At 70.2% G+C, this 19,093-nt stretch carries 19 protein-coding genes and 1 pseudogene; 12 read left to right on the forward strand and 8 right to left on the reverse strand.

The genetic code is table 11. The features are described from left to right. The first annotated feature begins 1 nt into the window (after nt 1). Both I3F58_RS07170 and I3F58_RS07175 read left to right on the forward strand, forming a co-directional pair. The gene (locus I3F58_RS07170) at nt 2-646 is read left to right on the forward strand and encodes a hypothetical protein (RefSeq protein WP_240107399.1); all 645 of its coding nucleotides are present in this window, start codon (nt 2-4) and stop codon (nt 644-646) included. A 96-nt stretch (nt 647-742) separates the two neighbouring features. Further along, nucleotides 743-1,177, forward strand: a complete 435-nt coding sequence (locus tag I3F58_RS07175) for an immunity 49 family protein (protein ID WP_275678245.1) — start codon at nt 743-745, stop codon at nt 1,175-1,177. 235 nt (nt 1,178-1,412) lie between these two features. Here I3F58_RS07175 and I3F58_RS07180 read toward each other — a convergent pair. Then, a pseudogene (locus I3F58_RS07180) lies at nt 1,413-2,093 on the reverse strand (IS3 family transposase); the annotation flags it as partial. A gap of 9 nt (nt 2,094-2,102) precedes the next feature. Beyond that, nucleotides 2,103-3,110 carry a YafY family protein gene (locus I3F58_RS07185; RefSeq protein ID WP_240107401.1) on the reverse strand — a complete coding sequence of 336 codons (1,008 nt, stop codon included), beginning with the start codon at nt 3,108-3,110 and terminating at the stop codon, nt 2,103-2,105. A gap of 189 nt (nt 3,111-3,299) precedes the next feature. On the opposite strand from I3F58_RS07185, the gene I3F58_RS07190 reads away from it, so the two are divergent. Further along, nucleotides 3,300-4,259: an alpha/beta fold hydrolase gene (locus I3F58_RS07190; RefSeq protein WP_240107402.1), complete on the forward strand. Its 960-nt coding sequence runs from the start codon at nt 3,300-3,302 to the stop codon at nt 4,257-4,259. A gap of 385 nt (nt 4,260-4,644) precedes the next feature. Here the strand turns inward: I3F58_RS07190 and I3F58_RS07195 are convergent, their stop codons facing one another. The 3 genes from I3F58_RS07195 to I3F58_RS07205 all read right to left on the reverse strand — a co-directional run bounded on the left by I3F58_RS07195 (nt 4,645) and on the right by I3F58_RS07205 (nt 6,870). Beyond that, nucleotides 4,645-5,316, reverse strand: coding sequence for a hypothetical protein (locus tag I3F58_RS07195; RefSeq protein WP_240107474.1), 672 nt, complete (start codon nt 5,314-5,316; stop codon nt 4,645-4,647). A gap of 500 nt (nt 5,317-5,816) precedes the next feature. Beyond that, the gene (locus I3F58_RS07200) at nt 5,817-6,008 is read right to left on the reverse strand and encodes a hypothetical protein (RefSeq protein ID WP_240107403.1); all 192 of its coding nucleotides are present in this window, start codon (nt 6,006-6,008) and stop codon (nt 5,817-5,819) included. A 10-nt stretch (nt 6,009-6,018) separates the two neighbouring features. Continuing rightward, a complete protein-coding gene (locus I3F58_RS07205) occupies nt 6,019-6,870 on the reverse strand; it encodes a helix-turn-helix transcriptional regulator (RefSeq protein WP_240107404.1) in 852 nt (283 codons plus the stop codon). Nucleotides 6,871-7,115: 245 nt separating this feature from the next. Here I3F58_RS07205 and I3F58_RS07210 point away from each other — a divergent pair, with 245 nt between their 5' ends. Further along, nucleotides 7,116-7,592, forward strand: coding sequence for an ATP-binding protein (locus I3F58_RS07210; RefSeq protein WP_240107405.1), 477 nt, complete (start codon nt 7,116-7,118; stop codon nt 7,590-7,592). Between the two features lie 328 nt (nt 7,593-7,920). On the opposite strand, the gene I3F58_RS07215 is transcribed toward I3F58_RS07210, so the two are convergent. Next, a complete protein-coding gene (locus tag I3F58_RS07215; RefSeq protein ID WP_240107406.1) occupies nt 7,921-8,445 on the reverse strand; it encodes a carboxymuconolactone decarboxylase family protein in 525 nt (174 codons plus the stop codon). A 47-nt stretch (nt 8,446-8,492) separates the two neighbouring features. Between I3F58_RS07215 and I3F58_RS07220 the strand changes: the two genes are divergently transcribed. From I3F58_RS07220 to I3F58_RS07230, 3 genes are all read left to right on the forward strand, one after another. Next, complete coding sequence (locus I3F58_RS07220) at nt 8,493-9,926, forward strand: PLP-dependent aminotransferase family protein (RefSeq protein ID WP_240107407.1); 1,434 nt, start codon at nt 8,493-8,495, stop codon at nt 9,924-9,926. Nucleotides 9,927-10,081: 155 nt separating this feature from the next. Continuing rightward, nucleotides 10,082-10,387, forward strand: a complete 306-nt coding sequence (locus tag I3F58_RS07225) for a hypothetical protein (RefSeq protein ID WP_240107408.1) — start codon at nt 10,082-10,084, stop codon at nt 10,385-10,387. A gap of 5 nt (nt 10,388-10,392) precedes the next feature. Next, nucleotides 10,393-11,577 (forward strand): glutathionylspermidine synthase family protein, encoded by a 1,185-nt coding sequence (locus I3F58_RS07230; RefSeq protein ID WP_240107409.1) that lies wholly within the window; start codon nt 10,393-10,395, stop codon nt 11,575-11,577. Between the two features lie 96 nt (nt 11,578-11,673). Here I3F58_RS07230 and rocD read toward each other — a convergent pair whose 3' ends face one another. Further along, entirely contained in the window at nt 11,674-12,858 is a 1,185-nt protein-coding gene (rocD, locus tag I3F58_RS07235; protein WP_240107475.1) for an ornithine--oxo-acid transaminase, read from the reverse strand. 317 nt (nt 12,859-13,175) lie between these two features. On the opposite strand from rocD, the gene glyA reads away from it, so the two are divergent. The 4 genes from glyA to I3F58_RS07255 all read left to right on the forward strand — a co-directional run bounded on the left by glyA (nt 13,176) and on the right by I3F58_RS07255 (nt 17,572). After that, the gene (gene glyA, locus I3F58_RS07240) at nt 13,176-14,450 is read left to right on the forward strand and encodes a serine hydroxymethyltransferase (protein ID WP_240107410.1); all 1,275 of its coding nucleotides are present in this window, start codon (nt 13,176-13,178) and stop codon (nt 14,448-14,450) included. A gap of 312 nt (nt 14,451-14,762) precedes the next feature. Next, nucleotides 14,763-15,779 (forward strand): tryptophan--tRNA ligase, encoded by a 1,017-nt coding sequence (gene trpS / locus I3F58_RS07245; RefSeq protein WP_240107411.1) that lies wholly within the window; start codon nt 14,763-14,765, stop codon nt 15,777-15,779. Between the two features lie 136 nt (nt 15,780-15,915). Then, nucleotides 15,916-16,509, forward strand: a complete 594-nt coding sequence (locus tag I3F58_RS07250) for a 2'-5' RNA ligase family protein (protein WP_240107412.1) — start codon at nt 15,916-15,918, stop codon at nt 16,507-16,509. Nucleotides 16,510-16,564: 55 nt separating this feature from the next. Next, nucleotides 16,565-17,572, forward strand: a complete 1,008-nt coding sequence (locus I3F58_RS07255) for a YihY/virulence factor BrkB family protein (RefSeq protein WP_240107413.1) — start codon at nt 16,565-16,567, stop codon at nt 17,570-17,572. Here the strand turns inward: I3F58_RS07255 and I3F58_RS07260 are convergent. Then, the gene (locus tag I3F58_RS07260) at nt 17,478-18,845 is read right to left on the reverse strand and encodes a D-alanyl-D-alanine carboxypeptidase family protein (RefSeq protein ID WP_240107414.1); all 1,368 of its coding nucleotides are present in this window, start codon (nt 18,843-18,845) and stop codon (nt 17,478-17,480) included. The two genes, I3F58_RS07255 and I3F58_RS07260, sit on opposite strands and share 95 nt — an antisense overlap. Between I3F58_RS07260 and I3F58_RS07265 the strand changes: the two genes are divergently transcribed. Continuing rightward, nucleotides 18,844-19,092, forward strand: coding sequence for an SCO4848 family membrane protein (locus I3F58_RS07265; protein WP_240107415.1), 249 nt, complete (start codon nt 18,844-18,846; stop codon nt 19,090-19,092). The two genes, I3F58_RS07260 and I3F58_RS07265, sit on opposite strands and share 2 nt — an antisense overlap. Nucleotide 19,093: the final 1 nt, after the last annotated feature.

Raw genomic sequence — 19,093 nt, forward strand, 5'->3', positions numbered from 1 at the left:
CATGTCAATACTGATGCGCGCGCCGAGGGAGTGCGGCTCGTGGTTCTGGGATCTCGACGACGTGACGGCACCAGGGCTGGAATCGGCGCTGGAGACAGCTGCCCGCATGTCTGCGGTTCTTCAGGCGCACGAACTCCTGGAGCCGGTTTCTCTGGAGTGGAGCTGGTTCCAAGTGGGCAAAGGTGGGCTCGGGATGCACAGCCGCCTCGATCTCGTGGGGCGCGCACTGGATGATCCATCCGTCGCTGAGCAAGCGCGATCCTGCCGACCGGTCGGCTACCCCAAGGCTGAGATGTCAGCAATCCTGGTAGTCGGTGCTGGTACGTGGCTCGATGCGGGAGGAAAGCCCCATCGCGAATCCCGCCTCGTCGAACTCAGTGTGTCACCTGACCCGGTCGGCCCTTCGGCGGAGCTGTCGGTGCACCACGACGTATGGGGCCTGTGCGACTTTCGAGGGGTACCCCACCTTGCCGTGCACACGCACAACGCGCCACGCCTTGAGGCAGCGCTGCGTGCTCTGGACGACGCATTGGGAGTGGCGGCCGAGCCCGGCGAGCCGACCTACTTCGGAGTCGCCGAGGGTTACAGCCTCAAGACACCCGACATCATCGACGGAGTCGGGCCCGACCTCACCGATCATCTGTAAGCAGCGACATAGGCCAGCGTCAACGCCTTCTGGCTGACCGTCGTCTGCCACGAGCGAAAGCGGATGACTCAGCTGTGCGAGATTCCGCTGGAGTAGTTGCGCTCGCCGGAAGGCGTGTACGACGAATTCGTCTATCACTGGGTCGACGTCCAACAGACCTACTGGCTCCGGCGGCCTGGGCTGGTCGAGAAGCTCATGGCCGCATTTGAGGCATCGGACCCCGGAGTTGCACGCAATACTCCGCCCGACGCTCTGCGGGGCGTGATGTATCCACCGCTCAACCTCTTCTATCACTTCGTACGGAAGCATGAGCAGGAGTTCGGCCCGGCTCTGGCCGAGGCGCTGAACCTGCACAAGGCGTACTGGACCCTGAACGAGGAGCGAGCGGCTGACATCGACGGCGCTCTCGCCCTGGGGCCGCTCGCCATGGCTTGCCTGGCCTATGACGGGAAGCTTCCAGTGGACGTGGACTCGCCGTTCATTCCCAAGTACCTCCTCACGCACGGTTGGCTGGGAGAGTTCCCGACATAGGCGTTCGCCGACATGCCTTGCTGGGCAGCCATACGGGGATCTGGCCTGGCCATAAGGGCCCAAGGGGGCGACGTCAGTGAACGGAGTGTGAGTGTCCTGCAACCAATTGGTGAAGCATGAGCGGTCGCGCCGGCGCCAACATTTCCCGCCACCCGTTTCCCACGGAGAACGCGGAAGAGGGAATCACCGTGCTCCAGGAGGACGGGTCTGGTGCAAGTTCGAGTGACAGGTTGAGTCACGCGGCCTGGAGGGCCGGTGTGGTCATGACGGTCTCGTATTCGACGGGGGTCAGTCGGCCGAGTGCGGCTTGTCTGCGACGGCGGTGGCAGGTCCGCTCGATCCAGGTCACGATGGCGATCCGCAGTTCCTCGCGGGTGGCCCACTTCCTGCGGTCGAGGACGTTCTTCTGCAGCAGGCTGAAGAAGGACTCCATGGCCGCGTTGTCGCCGGACGCCCCGACTCTCCCTATCGATCCGGCCATCCGGTGGCGGTCGAGCGCCCGGACGAACTTCCGGGACCGGAATTGCGAGCCGCGATCGCTGTGCAGGATGCACCCGTCGACGTTTTCACGCCGGGCCACGGCGTTCTCGAGAGCAGTCACGGCCAGGCGGGACTTCATCCGCGCGTCGATGGAGTAGCCCACGATCCTGTTGCTGAAGACATCCTTGATCGCGCAGAGGTACAGCTTGCCGTCGCCGGTGGCATGTTCGGTGATGTCGGCGAGCCACAACCGGTCCGGTCCGCTCGCGGTGAAGTTGCGGCTCACGAGATCGTCGTGCACCGGCGGGCCGGCCTTCTTACCCAGGCCGCGTTTCTTGCCGAACACGCTCCACCAGCGGTTTTCGCGGCAGATCCGCCACGCGGTCCGGTCGGCCATCCGGGCTCCGGCATTGCGTGCTTCGTCCGCCAGGAACCGACCTGAAAGTCACGCAGAGCTGCTTTGTTCTTGGGGCAGAGCGGGGTTTTCGGGGCCAGCGGGACGGTCTCGGCCGTATCGCTCGACGAGCGCGTCGCCGATCGAGGCCAGGTGGTCTCGCACACCCGGGGGGCCCGTCACCTCGAGCCATTCGACCAGCCCGGCAAGCTCGCCGGCGAGCATGTACTCGTTGGGGCCGCGGATCACGACCTCGACGCGGCCGTCGGGCGTGGAGCCTCCCACTTCGAGCCGACCGCCGAGCGCCATCCGGAGCAGGCCTACCCCGTGGGGCACACACACCGCCTGGATCTCGAGAGGCGTTCGCTTGCGGTCGACCTCGTCGGCGATCTCGCGCCAGCTCTGGGCGAGGTCGAAGTCCTCGGGTCGCTCCACGGGATCGTCGGTCGGGTCGACGGACGACACACGGTCGATCCGGAAGGTCCGTCGGCCGGCCTCGGTGTTGGAGACGAGGTACCACGACGGACCTTTGGCGACGATGCCCAGCGGGTGGACGGTCCTCTCGGTTTCGGCGCCCCTGCGGTCGACGTAGCCGAGCCGCACCTGGACACCGCGGATCACCGCGTCCTGGAGTTCGTCGAGGAAGCGAGGCGGTCTGTCCTCGACCCGACTCGCCCCCCATCTTTGCGGATCTTTGACCAGCGACGACGCTGCTGCCTCGGCCTGCCCCCGGAAGGGTTCCGGCAGGGCATGGACGAGCTTGCGCAGAGCCGCCTTCACGGCCGGCGTCGCAGCCGAGGCCGGGCCGGCGACCAGGAACAGGGCGCGGGCCTCGCTCGCGGTCAACCCGGACAGGTCGGTGCGGGCGCCGCCCACGAGGCGCCAGCCGCCGCCTCGGCCCTGCGTGGAGTACACGGGCACCCCGGCCATGGCCAGGGCGTCGAGGTCGCGGCGGGCGGTGCGCTCGGAGATCTCCAGCTCTCGGGCGACCTCTGCTGCCGTGACGTGCTCGCGCCGTTGCAGCAGGAGAAGGATGGCCACCAGCCGGTCGGTTCGCATATCGACGACACTCCCACATAAAACCGGTCACGAGGTGACCGGTTCAGGTCGGCAGGATGGCGACATGTCCTCACCGACGAGTCCCACTTCCCGCGATCGTGACGGCCACCGGCCTGTCGGGGGTGCGCCGACGCTGTCTTCTGGGATCTTCGTCGTCTGATCACCCCGAAAAACGAAAGAGGAAATACGATGTTCGATCCGGCCGATTTTCCCAAGCCCACCCTTGTTTCGGTCAACGGTGTGGAGCTCGAAGTCTTCGAAGCGGGCCGACAGAATGCCGGAAAGCCCATCGTGCTCTGTCATGGCTGGCCGGAGCACGCCTTTTCCTGGCGCCACCAGATGCCCGTCCTCGCCGCAGCGGGCTACCACGTCATCGTCCCGAACCAGCGGGGCTATGGCAATTCATCCAGTCCGGCCGAAGTGACGGAATACGACATCGAACACCTGACGGGTGATCTTGTCGCACTTCTCGATCACTACGGGTACGAGGATGCCACCTTTGTCGGCCATGACTGGGGTGCGATGGTTGTCTGGGGGCTTACCCTGCTGCATCCGAACCGTGTGAACAAAGTGATCAATCTGAGTCTGCCCTACCAGGAGCGCGGAGAGAGGCCCTGGATCGAGGTCATGGAAGATGTGCTCGGCGGCGACTTCTATTTCGTCCACTTCAACCGGCAGCCGGGCGTCGCGGACGCCGTGTTCGATGAGAACACCTCCCAGTTCCTTCGCAACATGTACCGGAAGAACGAGCCCCTCAGGGCGCCTCAGCCGGGTATGGCGATGATCGATCTCGCCAGGGCGGAGACGCCACTCGGTGATCCCGTCATGAGCGACAGCGAGCTGGCTGTCTTCGTCTCCGCCTTCGAAGCGACAGGATTCACGGGAAGCGTGAACTGGTACAGGAACCTCGACCGCAACTGGCATCTGCTGGCGGACGTGGATCCGATCATCCAGCAGCCCACACTCATGATCTACGGTGACCGGGACCTGGTCCAGAGGTCTGAGAAACTGGCGGAGTTCGTGCCCAATGTGGAAGTGGCCAGTCTGGATTGCGGTCACTGGATCCAGCAGGAGAAGCCGGAAGAAACGAACCAGGTGATCATGAAATGGCTGGAACAGCAGGATGCCCTTGAGGCTTCTCGGCGCTGACGCTTGAGGGTGAGGGGCGCGGCGGCGAGGTCGTCGTGCGGTCTGTACTCCAGCTGCAGATCGTGACCTTCATGTCTGGGGCGCGGCCTGCCGCTGGTAATGGCTGGTGCGGGACCGGGCTTGGTGGCGGCGTCGCCAGTCGGACCAGCCGAGCCGGTGGGCTGCGTCGTGGACCGGCTGGACGAGCTTCTGCCAGGACCGCTTCGGCGCCTTCGCCGCCAGGGCATCGACGCGGAACTCGCCTGCACCGGTGACGTCTTCGGCCGAGCAAGATCCCGCTGTCGGCGGGAGGCGGACCGGAGCACGCTGCTTGCCGCCGGGGAGGCATGCCGCTGGCCGGCCACGATCGGAGATCAAGCGGCCGCTGTGTCCTGCTCGACTCGCGTCAGGCGACCAGGTCCCTGTCTGTCGGATAGCCGATCGCAGCAGCCATGTCTGCGGCAGTCGTCATGGACACGGTGCTGTTCAGAGCGCGAACGATCTGCCGGCTGAGGGGGCGAAAGTCATACACCTGGCGCACCGCGTCGATGGCCACCGCAGTCTCGTAGTAGTCCTCGGCCCATTCCCGGAATGCTTCCGGCGTCGAGCCGGTCAGCGACTGAAACAACCAGTCGGCACCGTCAGGGTCCTCGTGCCCATCGGGGAAGTCGATCTCTCCCGCCCGCCATCGGTCACTCCCTGACTCACGCCACATGCAAACGGTCACGCGGGGATCGCCGTCATGCATGAAGGCCGGCTCCATGACATGACCCCGGAAGGCTTCGGGAACCGAGTCCACCACCCCGGGCCAGGGCCCGTCGTTGACGTAGGGGCTCATCGGTGACTCGTGGTCGAAGCCTCGGATGTACACACCCGACTCGGAGAAGACGATGTCGAACTCGTCACCGGATCCGTTGCGCATAGAGGAGATCTCCTCCGTCCGCGACCACGTCGCACTGAACGAGTGGTACCGCTCACCGTCTGGGTACAGCACTGCCTCGATCATGGCCATCGACCGGCAAAGGTTCCGAAGGGCCGGGATAGCGGGAAGCATGCGGGCGACATCATGAACCGTCATGCCGACATCCAAGCCGATACCACCGACACTCTCCCGCTCGCACGGTTGAAGCACCCCAGCAGGCACCGGTGACAACACTCCTCTGTGCCGTTGTCCCACCCCGGCCTTAGCTCACCGGCGAGATCACGATCTACAGCTGGAGTGCGGGGCGGTGTGGTGTGGGAGGGCTGGGACGGCGATACCGAGACGGATGCATCCGACTGTCCACCGCTCGCAGGTGGTCGTCCGGACGACCCCACCCCCTGGAGGCCCAAGTCGCTTCTGCTCTGTACCCCGGGCGAGGTCCCCGCCCTCGCGCGCTCGTGGGAGCGGGCCTCGCCCAGGCTGGGCGAGCTTCGTGAACCCTTCGACGCCGAGGCGACACGTTGGGCGGGGCGGCCGAAGGGCTTCGACCACACTGCGGCACTCATGGGCGAGTGGGGCGAGACCGTCACTGAGGCTGATCGGCGCGGCTGGGGACTGATCGGCCTTCCATGCTGAGCCCGTTCTGGGAGGCGGCCTCAGAGGAGGTGGTCGGCCTTGCCGGATTTGATCTCGTGGATGAGGTTCCGGAGAGCCTCGCGGGTGTCGCGGATGGCGTGGTCCTCCTGGCCCTGGACCGCTATGTAGGCGTTGCCGTCGGTGTCGGTGCCTATGCGGAAGCAGTTGGCGCCTTCGCCGCAGAACGGGTCTTCCCACTTGATGGAGTGCATGATGTGGCTCCTACAGGTCGTTGGCGATGGCCCGGATCAGGTCCCGTGACGCCTTGGCGGTCAGGGCCAGGGTCTCCATCTCGTCCAGGTGTGCACGGTACTTCCCAAGCTGTGCTTCCGAGTGGAGAAAGTCGGGCCCGTGGGTGCTGTCCAGCTGCACGGTGTCCAGTTGCGGGACGCGTTCTCGTACGTAGATCACGGACTGGCCCGCGCCGGGGAAGCCCCCAGCCTCGAACGGGAGGATGTGAACCGTCACATGGGGCCTTTCTGAGGCCGTGAGCAGGTGCTCCAGCTGGTGGCGCGCCGCATGCCGACCGCCGAACTGCATGCGCAGGGCAGCCTCGTGGAGCACGACGTGGACGGTCGGGGGACCGGGGCGGTCCAGCACTGCCTGGCGGCCGGCGCGGAGTGCCACTCGGGCTTCTACTGCCTCCGCCGGGAGTCGGGGGATCACGTGCTGGAACAGGGCTCGGGCGTGTTCCTCGGTCTGCAGGATCCCCGGCATGTGAACGGTCAGTCCTACTCGCAGGTGCTGGGCGTGCCACTCCAGTTCCGCGATGTCCAGGAGCCCGGAGGGCAGGGCATGCCGGTGGGCTTCCCACCAGCCTTCAGAGCGGTCGGTGGCCATTGAGGCCAGCGCGTCCACCAGGTCCGTGTCCTCGCAGTCGTAGTTCTTGGCGAGGGTGCGTACCCGCTCGGCGCTGATGCCGGACCGACCGGACTCCATGTTCGGGATGTTGGTGCGTGGGACGTCCAGCAGCGCCGCCGCAGCCTCGGTGGTCAGTCCTGCTGCCGTGCGCAGTTTGCGCAGTTCGGCGCCCAGGCGCCGCTGTCGCAGAGTCGGCTTGTTCCGTGGCGGCATGGGTCCCTCCCGATGAGCGTGGACGGGGCCAGTGTGACCCCGGTCCGAGGTGGCGGTCCATCTGGAGCGAGCGTTTCACAGCCAGTAGTACACGTACTCCGCATGCTCTACAGTTGGTAGCGCATCGCTCACTCAGCGCATAGCTGGAAGTGCATCGGCGTGCCATGCCCCGCAACGCCCGCCGACAGGCCACCCGTCGCGCCCGTGAGTCACGACAATCCGCCTCGCCCATCAGGGAGTTCGCCATGTCGTCGTCTGCTCTGCGCAGTGCCCTCTGTCCCGTCGTCCCGCCGCACCGCGCCGTCCGTCCCGTCCGGGCACCCCGTTCCCTCTCGTACAGCCTGACCCTCCCGGGCGAGCTGCGCAGTGCCGCCGTCGCGCGGGCCTCGGTCGGGGCCGTGCTGGCCGCCCACGGGCTGGAGAGGTTCCTGCTGCCCGCTCAGGTCGCCGTGTCCGAGTTGGCCGCCATGCTCGCGCGGCTGACGCCCGGCAAGGACCTGTACGTGTCCGTACGGCACCGGGGCGACGCGCTGCGGCTGGTCGTGTGGGACCAGCACCCGACACACCGCGACCCCGGCGCGGAGCGTCTCTGCGGGGAGCGGCGCAGCCGGGCGCTCTGGCTGCTCGCGGCCGTCGTGGAGGACTGGGGCGGCGAGTGGGGTGTGCGCGCGGCCGCACCGCCCCAGGCCGGGACGAAGACCTGGGTCACCTTGCCTCGTTGAGCCTTCAGGGGCTGGGGGTCGTCCCGATCCGCTCGCGGTTGAGCAGATCCAGAGGCAGATGCCGCTGGGCGGAGCGATGGGGAGGTCATGGTCGTAGGCCAGGCTCGCCATCGCCAGGGGCCCAGAGCCACTCCGCCGGTGAGGCCCGCTGTCGGCTCGGCCGTGGCACGTGCGAGCCCGGCCGGGCCGGGAGCGGGCGCCGGGGGCGTCTCGCTCATGGCCGCGTCCGACCGGGAGGCTCAAGCGCGCCCGCCGGCAGGGCGTCCGGCGCCGGTGGCGAGCGGCGCCCGCGTCCGGGGCGCCGGGCCGCTCACCCTCACGCCCCGCATCAGTTCTTGAACTGCCCCGGGGTGTAGTGCCCCGGCACCGAGCGGCAGGTCACGGCGAAGCGGTTCCAGGAGTTGATGACGGTGATCGCGGCGACCAGGCGGGCCAGTTCCTTCTCGTCGAACTGCTTCGCCGCGCGCTCCCACACCTCGTCCGGGACGAAGCCGTCCGTCAGGACCGTGACCGCCTCGGTCAGTTCGACCGCGGCCAGCTCCTTCTCCGTGTAGAAGTGGCGGGACTCCCGCCAGGCGCTCAGCTGGACGATGCGCTCGACCGACTCGCCGGCCGCCAGGGCGTCCTTGGTGTGCATGTCCAGGCAGAACGCGCAGTGGTTGAGCTGCGAGGCGCGGATCTTGACCAGCTCGACCAGGACCGGGTCGAGGCCCTCGTGGGCGGCGGCGTCCAGGCGGACCATCGCCCGGTAGACGTCGGGGGCCAGCGCGGCCATGTTCATGCGGGCCGGCTCCTCGGGGGCGTAGGCGGGGGTGGCGTTGCTGTCGGTCGCTGCGTTCGTGTTCGTCGTCATGCTGACGAATCTATGGGGCGGTTGACCCCGTTGTATGGTCCATTTCCATGACGGATTCCTGGGCCAATACCGGTGCGGACTTCCACCTGGACATACGTGGGCCCCGGCTGCGGGCCGGGCTCATGGAGGCCCTGCGGGACGCGGTGCGGACCGGGCGGCTCGCCCCGGGGACCCGGCTGCCCTCCTCGCGTGCCCTGGCCGCCGACCTGGGCGTCGCCCGCAACACCGTGGCCGACGCGTACGCCGAGCTGGTCGCGGAGGGCTGGCTCACCGCCCGGCAGGGCTCGGGGACGCGCGTCGCCCGGCGTACGCCCGCCCCTGCGGGGCGGCCCCCCGCGGCGGGAGCCGGTGTGCGGCTGCCCTGGGCCTCCCGGCCCGGAGCCGGTGCGGCCCGGTACACCCTGCACCCCGGCACCCCCGACCTCGGGGCCTTTCCCCGTGCCGACTGGATCAAGGCCGCCCGCCGCGCCCTGACCGAAGCCCCGCACGAGGCCTTCGGCTACGGCGACCCGCGCGGCCGCCCCGAGTTGCGCAACGTCCTCGCGGAGTACCTGGCCCGGGCGCGGGGCGTGCACGCCGAGCCGGACCGGATCGTGGTCTGCTCGGGCTTCTACCACGGGCTGATCCTGCTCGGCGCCGCCCTGCGCGCCCGCGGGGTCCGGGACGTCGCCGTGGAGTCGTACGGGCTAGGGGTCTACTGGCGGCGGCTGACCGAGTCCGGGCTGGGCACCCCGGCCGTCCCGCTCGACGAGCGCGGCACGTGCACGGAGGCGCTGGACGCCGTCGGTGCCGGGCGTCCCGGGGCCGTGCTCATCACCCCCGCCCACCAGTTCCCGCTGGGCGGTGCCCTGCCGCCGGACCGGCGGGCCGCCGTCGTCGACTGGGCACGGGCATCGGGCGGGCTGGTGCTGGAGGACGACTACGACGGGGAGTTCCGGTACGACCGGCAGCCTGTCGGGGCGCTTCAGGGGCTCGACCCCGAGCGGGTCGTCTATCTCGGGACGGCCAGCAAGTCGCTCGCCCCCGGGCTGCGGCTCGGCTGGATGGTGCTGCCCCGGGACCTCGTCGGGGGCGTGGTCGCCGCGAAGGGCGAGGCGGACTGGACGTGCGGGACGCTGGACCAGCTGACGCTGGCCGAGTTCATCGCCTCCGGCGCCTACGACCGGCATGTACGGGCGATGCGGCTGCGGTACCGGAGGCGGCGGGACCAGCTGGTGGCCGCGGTGGCCGAGCGGGCGCCGGAGGTGCGGGTCAGCGGGATCGCCGCGGGGCTGCACGCGGTGCTGGAGCTTCCGGCGGGGACGGAGCGGGGGGTCCTGAAGGCCGCAGCCCTGCACGGGCTGGGGCTGCAGGGGCTGGGGTCGTTCCGGCACCCGGACGTGCCGGGGCGGGGGCCGGACGGGCTGGTCGTGGGGTACGCGACGCCCACCGACAGTGCCTGGGCGGGGGCGTTGGAGGCGTTGTGCGGGGTGCTGCCGTAGGGGGTGGCGGGGGCCTGGCCGCAGGTGCCGGAGGGGATCAGGAGTTGCCGCATCCCGGAAGCCTGTGACCGGACGCGCTTCCTGCACCCCGGCTTCCACGTCCTCGCCCCCGGCCTCTACCCTGGCGGCGTTCCACGCGTCCACGGGGGAGAGACATGCGAAAACGGCGATCCGGTTACGTCGTGCTCGGGGGCATGGGCGCGCTCGCGCTGACCCTCACGTCCTGCAGCAGCGAGCCCGACAAGCGCTGCGTCGACCGCCTCACCCGCGAGCTGCTGCCCGACTACAGATGCAGCGACGGCAGCGGAAGCAGCGGAAGCAGTGGCGGCAGCTACGGCAGCGGCGGCGGCTCGTACTACTACGGCGGCAGCGTCCGCAACGGCAAGGTCGAGGGCGGCAGCTTCAACAAGTCGGCCGTCTCACGGGGCGGCTTCGGCGGTTCCCGCGGTGGCGGCGGCTGAGCCGGATGAAGCGCCACACCATCGAACCCCGCCCGGGCTGGCAGCGCACCGTCGAGGAGCAGGGCTGCGTCTATCCGCTCACCCGGCACCCGGACGGGTCCCTGCGCCCCTACTGGGACGAGAGCGCCTACTACTCCTTCAGCCTCCCCGAGGTCGAGGCCCTGGAGGAGGTCGTCGAGGAGCTGCACGCGATGAGCCTGGCGGCAGCCGCGCACATCGTCGAGCACGACCGCTTCCGGGACCTCGGGATCACCGACCCGCGGCTCGCCTCCCTGGTCGCCGAGTCCTGGCGGCGGCGGGAGGAACTGCCCTCCCTCTACGGGCGGTTCGACCTGCGGTACGACGGGCGGGGCGGCCCGGCGAAACTGCTGGAGTACAACGCCGACACGCCCACCTCCCTGGTCGAGGCCGCCAGCCCGCAGTGGTTCTGGATGGAGGAGCGCTTCCCGGGCGCCGACCAGTGGAACTCTCTGCACGAGCGGCTGGTCGACGCCTGGAAGCGGCAGGCGCGTCTGCTGCCGCCCGGGCCCGTGCACTTCGTGCACACCGAGGCCGACGAGATCGGCGAGGACCTGATGACCGTCGCCTACCTCCGCGAGACCGCCCAGCAGGCCGGGCTGGAGACCGAGGCGCTGTCGGTGGAGGAGATCGGCTGGGACCGGATCTCCGGGCGGTTCGTCGACGACCGGCTGAAGTTCATCCGGAGCTGCTTCAAGCTGTACCCGTGGGAGTGGCTGGTCACCGACGCCTTCGGGCCGCACGTCCTCGACACGCTCGACAACGGCGGCGGCACCGGCACCACCTGCTGGATCGAGCCCGCCTGGAAGATGCTGCTCTCCAACAAGGCGCTGCTGGCGGTCCTGTGGGAGCTGTACCCGGACCATCCCCACCTGCTGCCCGCCTACCTCGACGGGCCCCGCGAGCTCGCGGACTCCGGCGGCTATGTCGCCAAGCCGCTGCTGGGCCGCGAGGGCGAGGGCGTCACCGTGCACGAGCCGGGCGCCGCCCCGGCCGTGCGGGACGAGCCCTGCTGCTACCAGCAGTTCGCCCCGCTGCCCGACTTCGACGGCAACCGGGTCGTGCTGGGCGCGTGGGTCGTCGAGGGCGAGGCCGCGGGGCTGGGCATCCGCGAGTCGGACGGGCTGATCACGGACGGGTACGCCCGGTTCCTCCCGCACGTGATCCTTTAGCGGGGACGCGGGCCGCGGACGTGATGCGGGCCGCGGACGTGATGCGGCAGGGGGGACGGGGGCGCGCGCCCGTCGGGGCGCGCGCCGAGGCGGGTGTCAGTCCGCCAGGACCGCCCTCAGCTGGTCCAGGCCCCAGTCCAGGTCCTCCTTGCTGATCACCAGTGGTGGGGCGATGCGGATCGTGGAGCCGTGGGTGTCCTTGACGAGGACGCCGCGGTCCATCAGCTTCTCGGAGACCTCGCGGCCGGTGCCCTTGGACGGGACGATGTCCACACCCGCCCACAGCCCGCGCCCGCGCACCGCCTCCACCGCGCCGCCGCCGACCAGCAGGCCCAGCTCGCGGTGCAGGTGCTCGCCCAGCTCCGTCGCCCGCTGCTGGTACTCGCCGGTGCGCAGCATCGCCAGCACCTCCAGCGCCACCGCGCAGGCCAGCGGGTTGCCGCCGAACGTCGAGCCGTGCTCGCCCGGCCGGTGCACGCCGAGCACCGCCGCGCTCGACACCACCGCCGACACCGGGACGACCCCGCCGCCCAGCGCCTTGCCCAGCAGGTACATGTCCGGGACGACGCCCTCGTGTTCGCACGCGAAGGACTTCCCCGTGCGGCCCAGGCCCGACTGGATCTCGTCCGCGATGAACAGCACGTCCCGCTCGCGGGTCAGCTCCCGCACCCCTCGCAGGTAGCCGGGCGGCGGGACCAGCACCCCCGCCTCACCCTGGATCGGCTCCAGCAGCACGGCCACCGTGTTGTCGGTGACGGCCTCCCGCATCGCCGCCAGGTCGCCGTACGGGACGATCTCGAAGCCCGGCGTGTACGGGCCGTAGTCCGCCCGGGCCTCCGGGTCCGTCGAGAAGCTGATGATCGTCGTCGTACGGCCGTGGAAGTTGTCCGCCGCGACGACGATCTTCGCGGTGCCGTCCGGGACGCCCTTGACCCGGTAGCCCCACTTGCGGGCGGTTTTCACGGCGGTCTCCACCGCCTCCGCGCCGGTGTTCATGGGCAGCACCATCTCCATGCCGCAGAACTCCGCGAGCTGCTCGCAGAACTCCCCGAACCGGTCGTGGTGGAAGGCCCGCGAGGTGAGCGTCACCCGGTCGAGCTGCGCCTTCGCGGCGTCGATCAGCCGGCGGTTGCCGTGGCCGAAGTTCAGGGCCGAGTAGCCGGCCAGCATGTCGAGGTAGCGCCGCCCCTCGATGTCCGTCATCCACGCACCCTCCGCCGTCGCGACGACGATCGGCAGCGGGTGGTAGTTGTGCGCGCTGTGCGCGTCCGCGGAGGCCAGGGCCTCGCGTGTCCTCGCCGTGGGGCCGGCGGGGGGCGTGCTCGAAGAGGTGGGCGTGTGCGACGTGCTCGACACGGTGTCTCCGTTCGTCTTTGTACGGCCGGTCGGGGTGTTCCTTCGGTTTCTATCGTTGCTCGCGATACGGACAGGAGAATCCTCCCGCATGACCCCGCGGCTAAGGTGGGCGGTACGCACGGCGACTGGCGTACGGGGAAGCGACCTCGGGGGAGCCGTGCGCGGCAGACCGCACGGGGCGCCGCCCGCCTGGGCACCCCGACCACGAGACACGCGCTGCCCGATCCGGAGGACGTCACGCCATGACCCCCGCCCCCGAACACCACCCCGCCCTGTCCGCCACGGACCCCGAACTCGCCCGGCTCGTCGGCGCCGAGGAGCGTCTCCAGGCGGAGACCCTGCGGCTCATCCCCAGCGAGAACTACGTCTCCGCAGCGGTGCTGGAGGCCTCCGGGACCGTCCTCCAGAACAAGTACAGCGAGGGCTACCCCGGCCGCCGCTACTACGAGGGCCAGCAGGTCGTCGACCAGGTCGAGAGCCTCGCGGTCGCGCGTGCCAAGGCCGTCTTCGGCGTCGACCACGCCAATGTCCAGCCCTACTCCGGCTCCCCCGCGAACCTCGCGGTCTACCTGGCGTTCGCCCAGCCCGGCGACACCGTCATGGGCATGGCCCTGCCGATGGGCGGTCACCTCACCCACGGGTGGGGTGTCTCCGCGACCGGGAAGTGGTTCCGCGGCGTCCAGTACGGCGTACGCCAGGACACCGGGCTCATCGACTTCGACCAGGTCCGGGAGCTGGCCCTGGCCGAGCGGCCGAAGGTGATCTTCTGCGGCGGCACGGCGCTGCCGCGCACCATCGACTTCGCCGCGTTCGCGGAGATCGCGCGGGAGGCGGGGGCGGTGCTGGTCGCGGACGTCGCCCATATCGCCGGGCTCATCGCGGGCGGTGCCCATCCGTCGCCCGTGCCGCACGCGGACGTGATCTCCACGACCACCCACAAGACGCTGCGGGGTCCGCGCGGCGCGATGCTGATGTGCCGGGAGGAGCACGCCAAGGCGGTCGACAAGGCCGTGTTCCCGGGGCTTCAGGGCGGGCCGCACAACCAGACGACCGCGGCGATCGCCGTGGCCCTGCACGAGGCGGCGCAGCCGTCCTTCCGCGACTACGCGCAGGCCGTCGTCGCCAACGCGAAGGCGCTCGCGGAGGCGCTGCTGGCGCGGGGCTTCGACCTCGTCTCGGGCGGCACCGACAACCACCTGATCCTGATGGACCTCACGGGGAAGGACGTGCCGGGGAAGATCGCGGCGAAGGCGCTGGACCGGGCGGGGATCGTCGTGAACTACAACACGGTGCCGTACGACCCGCGCAAGCCGTTCGATCCCTCCGGGGTGCGGATCGGGACGCCGTCGCTGACGTCCCGGGGGCTGGAGGCCGAGCACATGGCCGCGGTGGCGGAGTGGATCGACCGGGGCGTGGAGGCCGCGCGGAAGGCCGACGAGGACGCGCTCGCGGCGATCCGGGCGGAGGTCGTGGACCTGATGGCGCAGTACCCGGCGCCGGGCGTGCCGGTGGCGTAGGGGGGGGAGCCGTCGGCGGCCGTCTCCCCCTGTTCCGCCCTTCCGGGGCGGTGCCCGGTCCGCGGTCGTGCCGCACGGGGGCACCGCCCCGGCCGCTTCCTCCCGGCTTCCCCGCTCGTCCTCGGACTCTCCCGGCGGGCGGACCCCGGGTGGGCCGAAGACCGTCTTCCCGGGGTCCCCCATGCCCGGACAGCCTGGGGGAGTTCCGGGGAAGCGGGGGTCCGGGGCAGCGCCACACGAACCGGGAGGGGCGTGGTCCGGGGAGGGAACCACCCCGTACGGGGCGCGTGCCCGACCTGAGACAATGACCCCATGGCCTCTGCTGTGCGACCTCGCGTGCTCTCCGGAATCCAGCCCACCGCCGGCTCGTTCCATCTCGGCAACTACCTCGGCGCCGTCCGTCAGTGGGTCGCGCTGCAGGAGACCCACGACGCCTTCTACATGGTCGTCGACCTGCACGCCATCACCGTGCCGCAGGACCCCGCCGCGCTGCGCGCCAACACCCGGCTCGCCGCCGCCCAGCTGCTGGCCGCCGGGCTGGACCCGGACCGGTGCACGCTCTTCGTGCAGAGCCACGTCCCGGAGCACGCCCAGCTCGCCTGGGTCATGAACTGCCTCACCGGGTTCGGCGAGGCCGGCCGTATGACCCAGTTCAAGGACAAGTCCGCCAAGCAGGGTGCCGACCGGGCGACCGTCGGCCTCTTCACGTACCCGATCCTCCAGGTCGCGGACATCCTGCTCTACCAGGCGAACCAGGTCCCCGTCGGTGAGGACCAGCGCCAGCACATCGAGCTGACCCGCGACCTCGCGGAGCGGTTCAACGGCCGCTTCGGCGACACCTTCACGCTCCCGGAGGCGTACATCCTCAAGGAGACCGCGAAGATCTACGACCTCCAGGAACCGGCCGCCAAGATGAGCAAGTCGGCGGGCAACCCCAAGGGCCTGATCAATCTGCTCGACGAGCCGAAGGCCACCGCCAAGAAGGTCAAGAGCGCGGTCACCGACACCGACACCGTGATCCGCTTCGACCGGCAGGAGAAGCCCGGCGTCAGCAACCTGCTGACCATCATGTCGACGCTCACCGGCCGGTCCGTCGACGCGCTGGTGCAGGATTACGAGGGCAAGATGTACGGCGCCCTGAAGACGGACCTCGCGGAAATCGTCGTGGACTTCGTCACGCCCTTCCGGACCCGCACCCAGGAATACCTGGACGACCCGGAGACGCTGGACTCGATCCTGGCCAAGGGCGCCGAGAAGGCCCGGGCGGTCGCGGCCGAGACCCTCGCCCAGACCTACGACAAGGTGGGTTTCCTGCCCGCCAAGCACTGAGTCCAAACGACGCTGGCCACGGGACCGGCCGAGGCGCCACACTGACGAGCGGATCGTATGCGTCCGGGCCCGCACGGCCCGGACGTACGGCCGCCTCGGCCGCACCACCGCATGACCGACGGATGAGGAGAACGACGTGGGGACCGTAACGCTCGGCGTTTCGATCGCGGTCCCGGAGCCCTACGGCAGCCTGCTCCAGCAGCGGCGCGCGGGCTTCGGTGACCCCGCGGCCCACGGCATCCCCACGCATGTGACCCTCCTCCCGCCCACCGAGGTCGACGAGGCGCGCCTGCCGGAGGTCCGGGCCCACCTGGAGCGGGTCGCGGCCGGTGCCCGCGCCTTCCCGATGCGGCTGAGCGGCACCGGCACGTTCCGCCCGCTCTCCCCGGTGGTGTTCGTCCAGGTCGTGGCGGGCACCTCGTCGTGCAGCTGGCTGCAGGAGCGCGTACGGGACGCCGAGGGCCCCCTGGTACGGGAACTGCAGTTCCCGTACCACCCGCACGTGACCGTCGCGCACGGCATCGCCGAGGAGGCGATGGACCGCGCGTACGGGGAGCTGTCCGGCTTCGAGGCCGAGTGGACCGTCTGCTCCTTCGCCCTGTACGAGCAGGGCGCCGACTCGGTGTGGCGGAAGCTGCGCACGTACGAGTTCGGGGGCGGCGGTCCCGTGAAGACCGTGCCCGCCCAGGGCTGCCCGGTCGACGAGCCGACCGCCACGACGACACCCTGAGCGGGTGCGGACCCCGGTCGCCATGGTCGCCGCACATCGGTGGTAGGCGTACGGGATGGACTGGCTGACCAAGCTCCCCGTCATCGGCCCATGGGCCGCCCGGCTCATGCGCACCCATGCCTGGCACGCGTACGAGACCCTGGACCGCGTCCACTGGTCGCGGCTGGCCGCCGCGATCACCTTCATCAGTTTCGTGGCGCTGTTCCCGCTGATCACGGTCGCCGCAGCGATCGGCGCCGCACTGCTCAGCGACTCCCGGCTGCGGCAGATCGAGGACAAGCTGGCGGAGCAGGTCCCGGGCATCTCCGACCAGCTCGACATCGGCGGGCTCGTCGACAACGCGGGCACCATCGGGCTGATCGCCGGCGGCGTGCTGCTCTTCACCGGCATCAGCTGGATCGGCTCCCTGCGCGGCTGCCTGCGCGCGGTGTGGGGGCTGGAGGAGGAACCCGGGAACCCGTTCGTCCGCAAGGGCGAGGACGCGCTGATCCTGCTGGGTCTCGGTGCGACCGCCCTCGTGTCGCTGGCCGCGTCCGTGCTGGGCTCCACCACGATCGGCTGGACCGTCGACCGGCTGGGCCTGTCCCACGACGGCGCGGTCGGGGCCCTGATTCAGGCCGGGGCGCTGAGCTTCGCCGTTCTGGCCGCGTTCCTGCTCCTGCTGTACGTCCTGAAGCTGCTGCCCGGTGTCGAGCCGCGGCGCCGGGACCTGGTCGTCGCGGCGCTGATCGGCGCCGTCGGCTTCGAGCTGCTGAAGGCGCTGCTGGGCGGCTACATGCGGGGTGTGGCGGCGAAGTCGATGTACGGGGCGTTCGGCGTGCCGGTGGCGCTGCTGCTGTGGATCAACTTCACCGCGAAGCTGCTGCTGTTCTGCGCGGCGTGGACGGCGGTGGGCCGTGCGGAGCCGGAGCCGGAACCCGAGCCGGAACCCGAGCCGGAGCCGGAACCCGCGCCCGCGCCCGCGTCCGCTACGGGACCTCGGCCTTCCGCTCCTCCGCCTCCTCCTTGCTCTCCTCCGGCTCCGGGGGCGTCTGGGCGCGGCGGAGCGGCAGCCACTGATTGACCACGAGCACGATCCCCGCGAGGAGGACCAGGACGCCGCCGAGCACCGCGAGCGCGATCCCGAAGCCGCCGGACGCGCCGGCGGGCGAGGCCGCGTGCTGGTCGGAGCCGGTGCCCTCCCCGGTTCCGCTGCCCGCCTCCGTACCGCCCTGCTCCGTCTCCGGGCCGGTCTCCACCTGGGCGGACCTCGGCGGCACCAGTTCACCGACCGGCTTGACCTTCCCCGCCGCCGCGAACCCCCAGTCGAGCAGCCGGGCGGCCTCCTTGTAGACCGCGAACGACTCCCCGGACGACGGGTTCATGACGGTCACCAGCAGCACCCGCCCGCCGCGCTCCGCGACTCCGGTGAAGGTGTGCCCGGCGTGGGTGGTCGAGCCGTTCTTCACCCCGGCGACGCCCCGGTACGGCTTCAGGACACCCTGCACCCCGGTGAGCAGCCGGTTGGTGTTCGCGATCTCGAACGAGCCGCGTTTCTCGCCCTTCTTCTCCTCGCCGGGGAACTGGGCCCGCACCGTCGAGGCGTACTCCCGGAAGTCCTTGTTCTGCATGCCGCTGCGGGCGAAGAGCGTCAGGTCGTACGCGGACGAGACCTGGCCCTCGGCGTCGTACCCGTCCGGGGAGACGACCCGGGTGTCGAGTGCCTGGAGTTCGTCGGCGCGCTCGTTCATCTCCTCGACGGTCTCGGCTATGCCGCCGTTCATCGCGGACAGCACGTGTACGGCGTCGTTCCCGGACTTGAGGAACACTCCGAGCCACAGGTCGCGGACCGTGTAGGTGTGCTCCTCCTTGATCCCGACCAGGCTGGAGCCCTCCCCGAGCCGGGACAGCTCCTCCGGGGCCACCCGGTGCTTCTGCGTCTGGGGGAACTTCGTCAGCAGGGTGTCCGCGAACAGCATCTTGAGGGTGGAGGCGGGGGCGAGCCGCCAGTGGGCGTTGTGCGCGGCCAGCACCTCGCCGCTCTCGGCGTCGGCGACGATCCAGGACCGGGCGGTCAGCTCCTTCGGCAGGACGGGCGCGCCGCCGGCGGGCAGCACCTGGGTGCCGGGCCTGCCGAGCAGCTCCCCGCCGACCTTGGACATGTTCGCCGGCGGCGTCGGGGTCGGGGTGGGGCTGGGCGTGGCCGTCTCCGCGGCGTGCGCGGGTCCGGCGGCGAGCGCGGGCAGCAGCACGGCGAGGGCGACGGCGGCCGAGAGCTTCTTGAAGGCGAGCACGGTCGAGAACGTACCGCCACCCGGCGCGGCGGCCGACACCGGTGCACCGGATACTGGCTCCATGAAGCTGAGCCGCCCCGTCTCCTGGTTCCTGCTCGCGTTCGGCGTGTGGAGCTGGTTCATCTGGATCTCTTTCGTCAGGAACCTGTGGAACGACGCGAGCGGTCTCGCCTTCGAGGACGGAGAGCCCACCGGGTACTTCTGGGTTCATCTTGTGCTGGCCGTGACGTCCTTTCTCCTGGGGACGGCCATCGGCGTGATCGGGTTGCGGGGCGTGCGCGCGGCACGCCGCGTGAGCGTCGAGGGTTAGG

The sequence above is a fragment of the Streptomyces sp. MUM 203J genome (assembly GCF_022414595.1).
GTDB lineage: Bacteria > Actinomycetota > Actinomycetes > Streptomycetales > Streptomycetaceae > Streptomyces.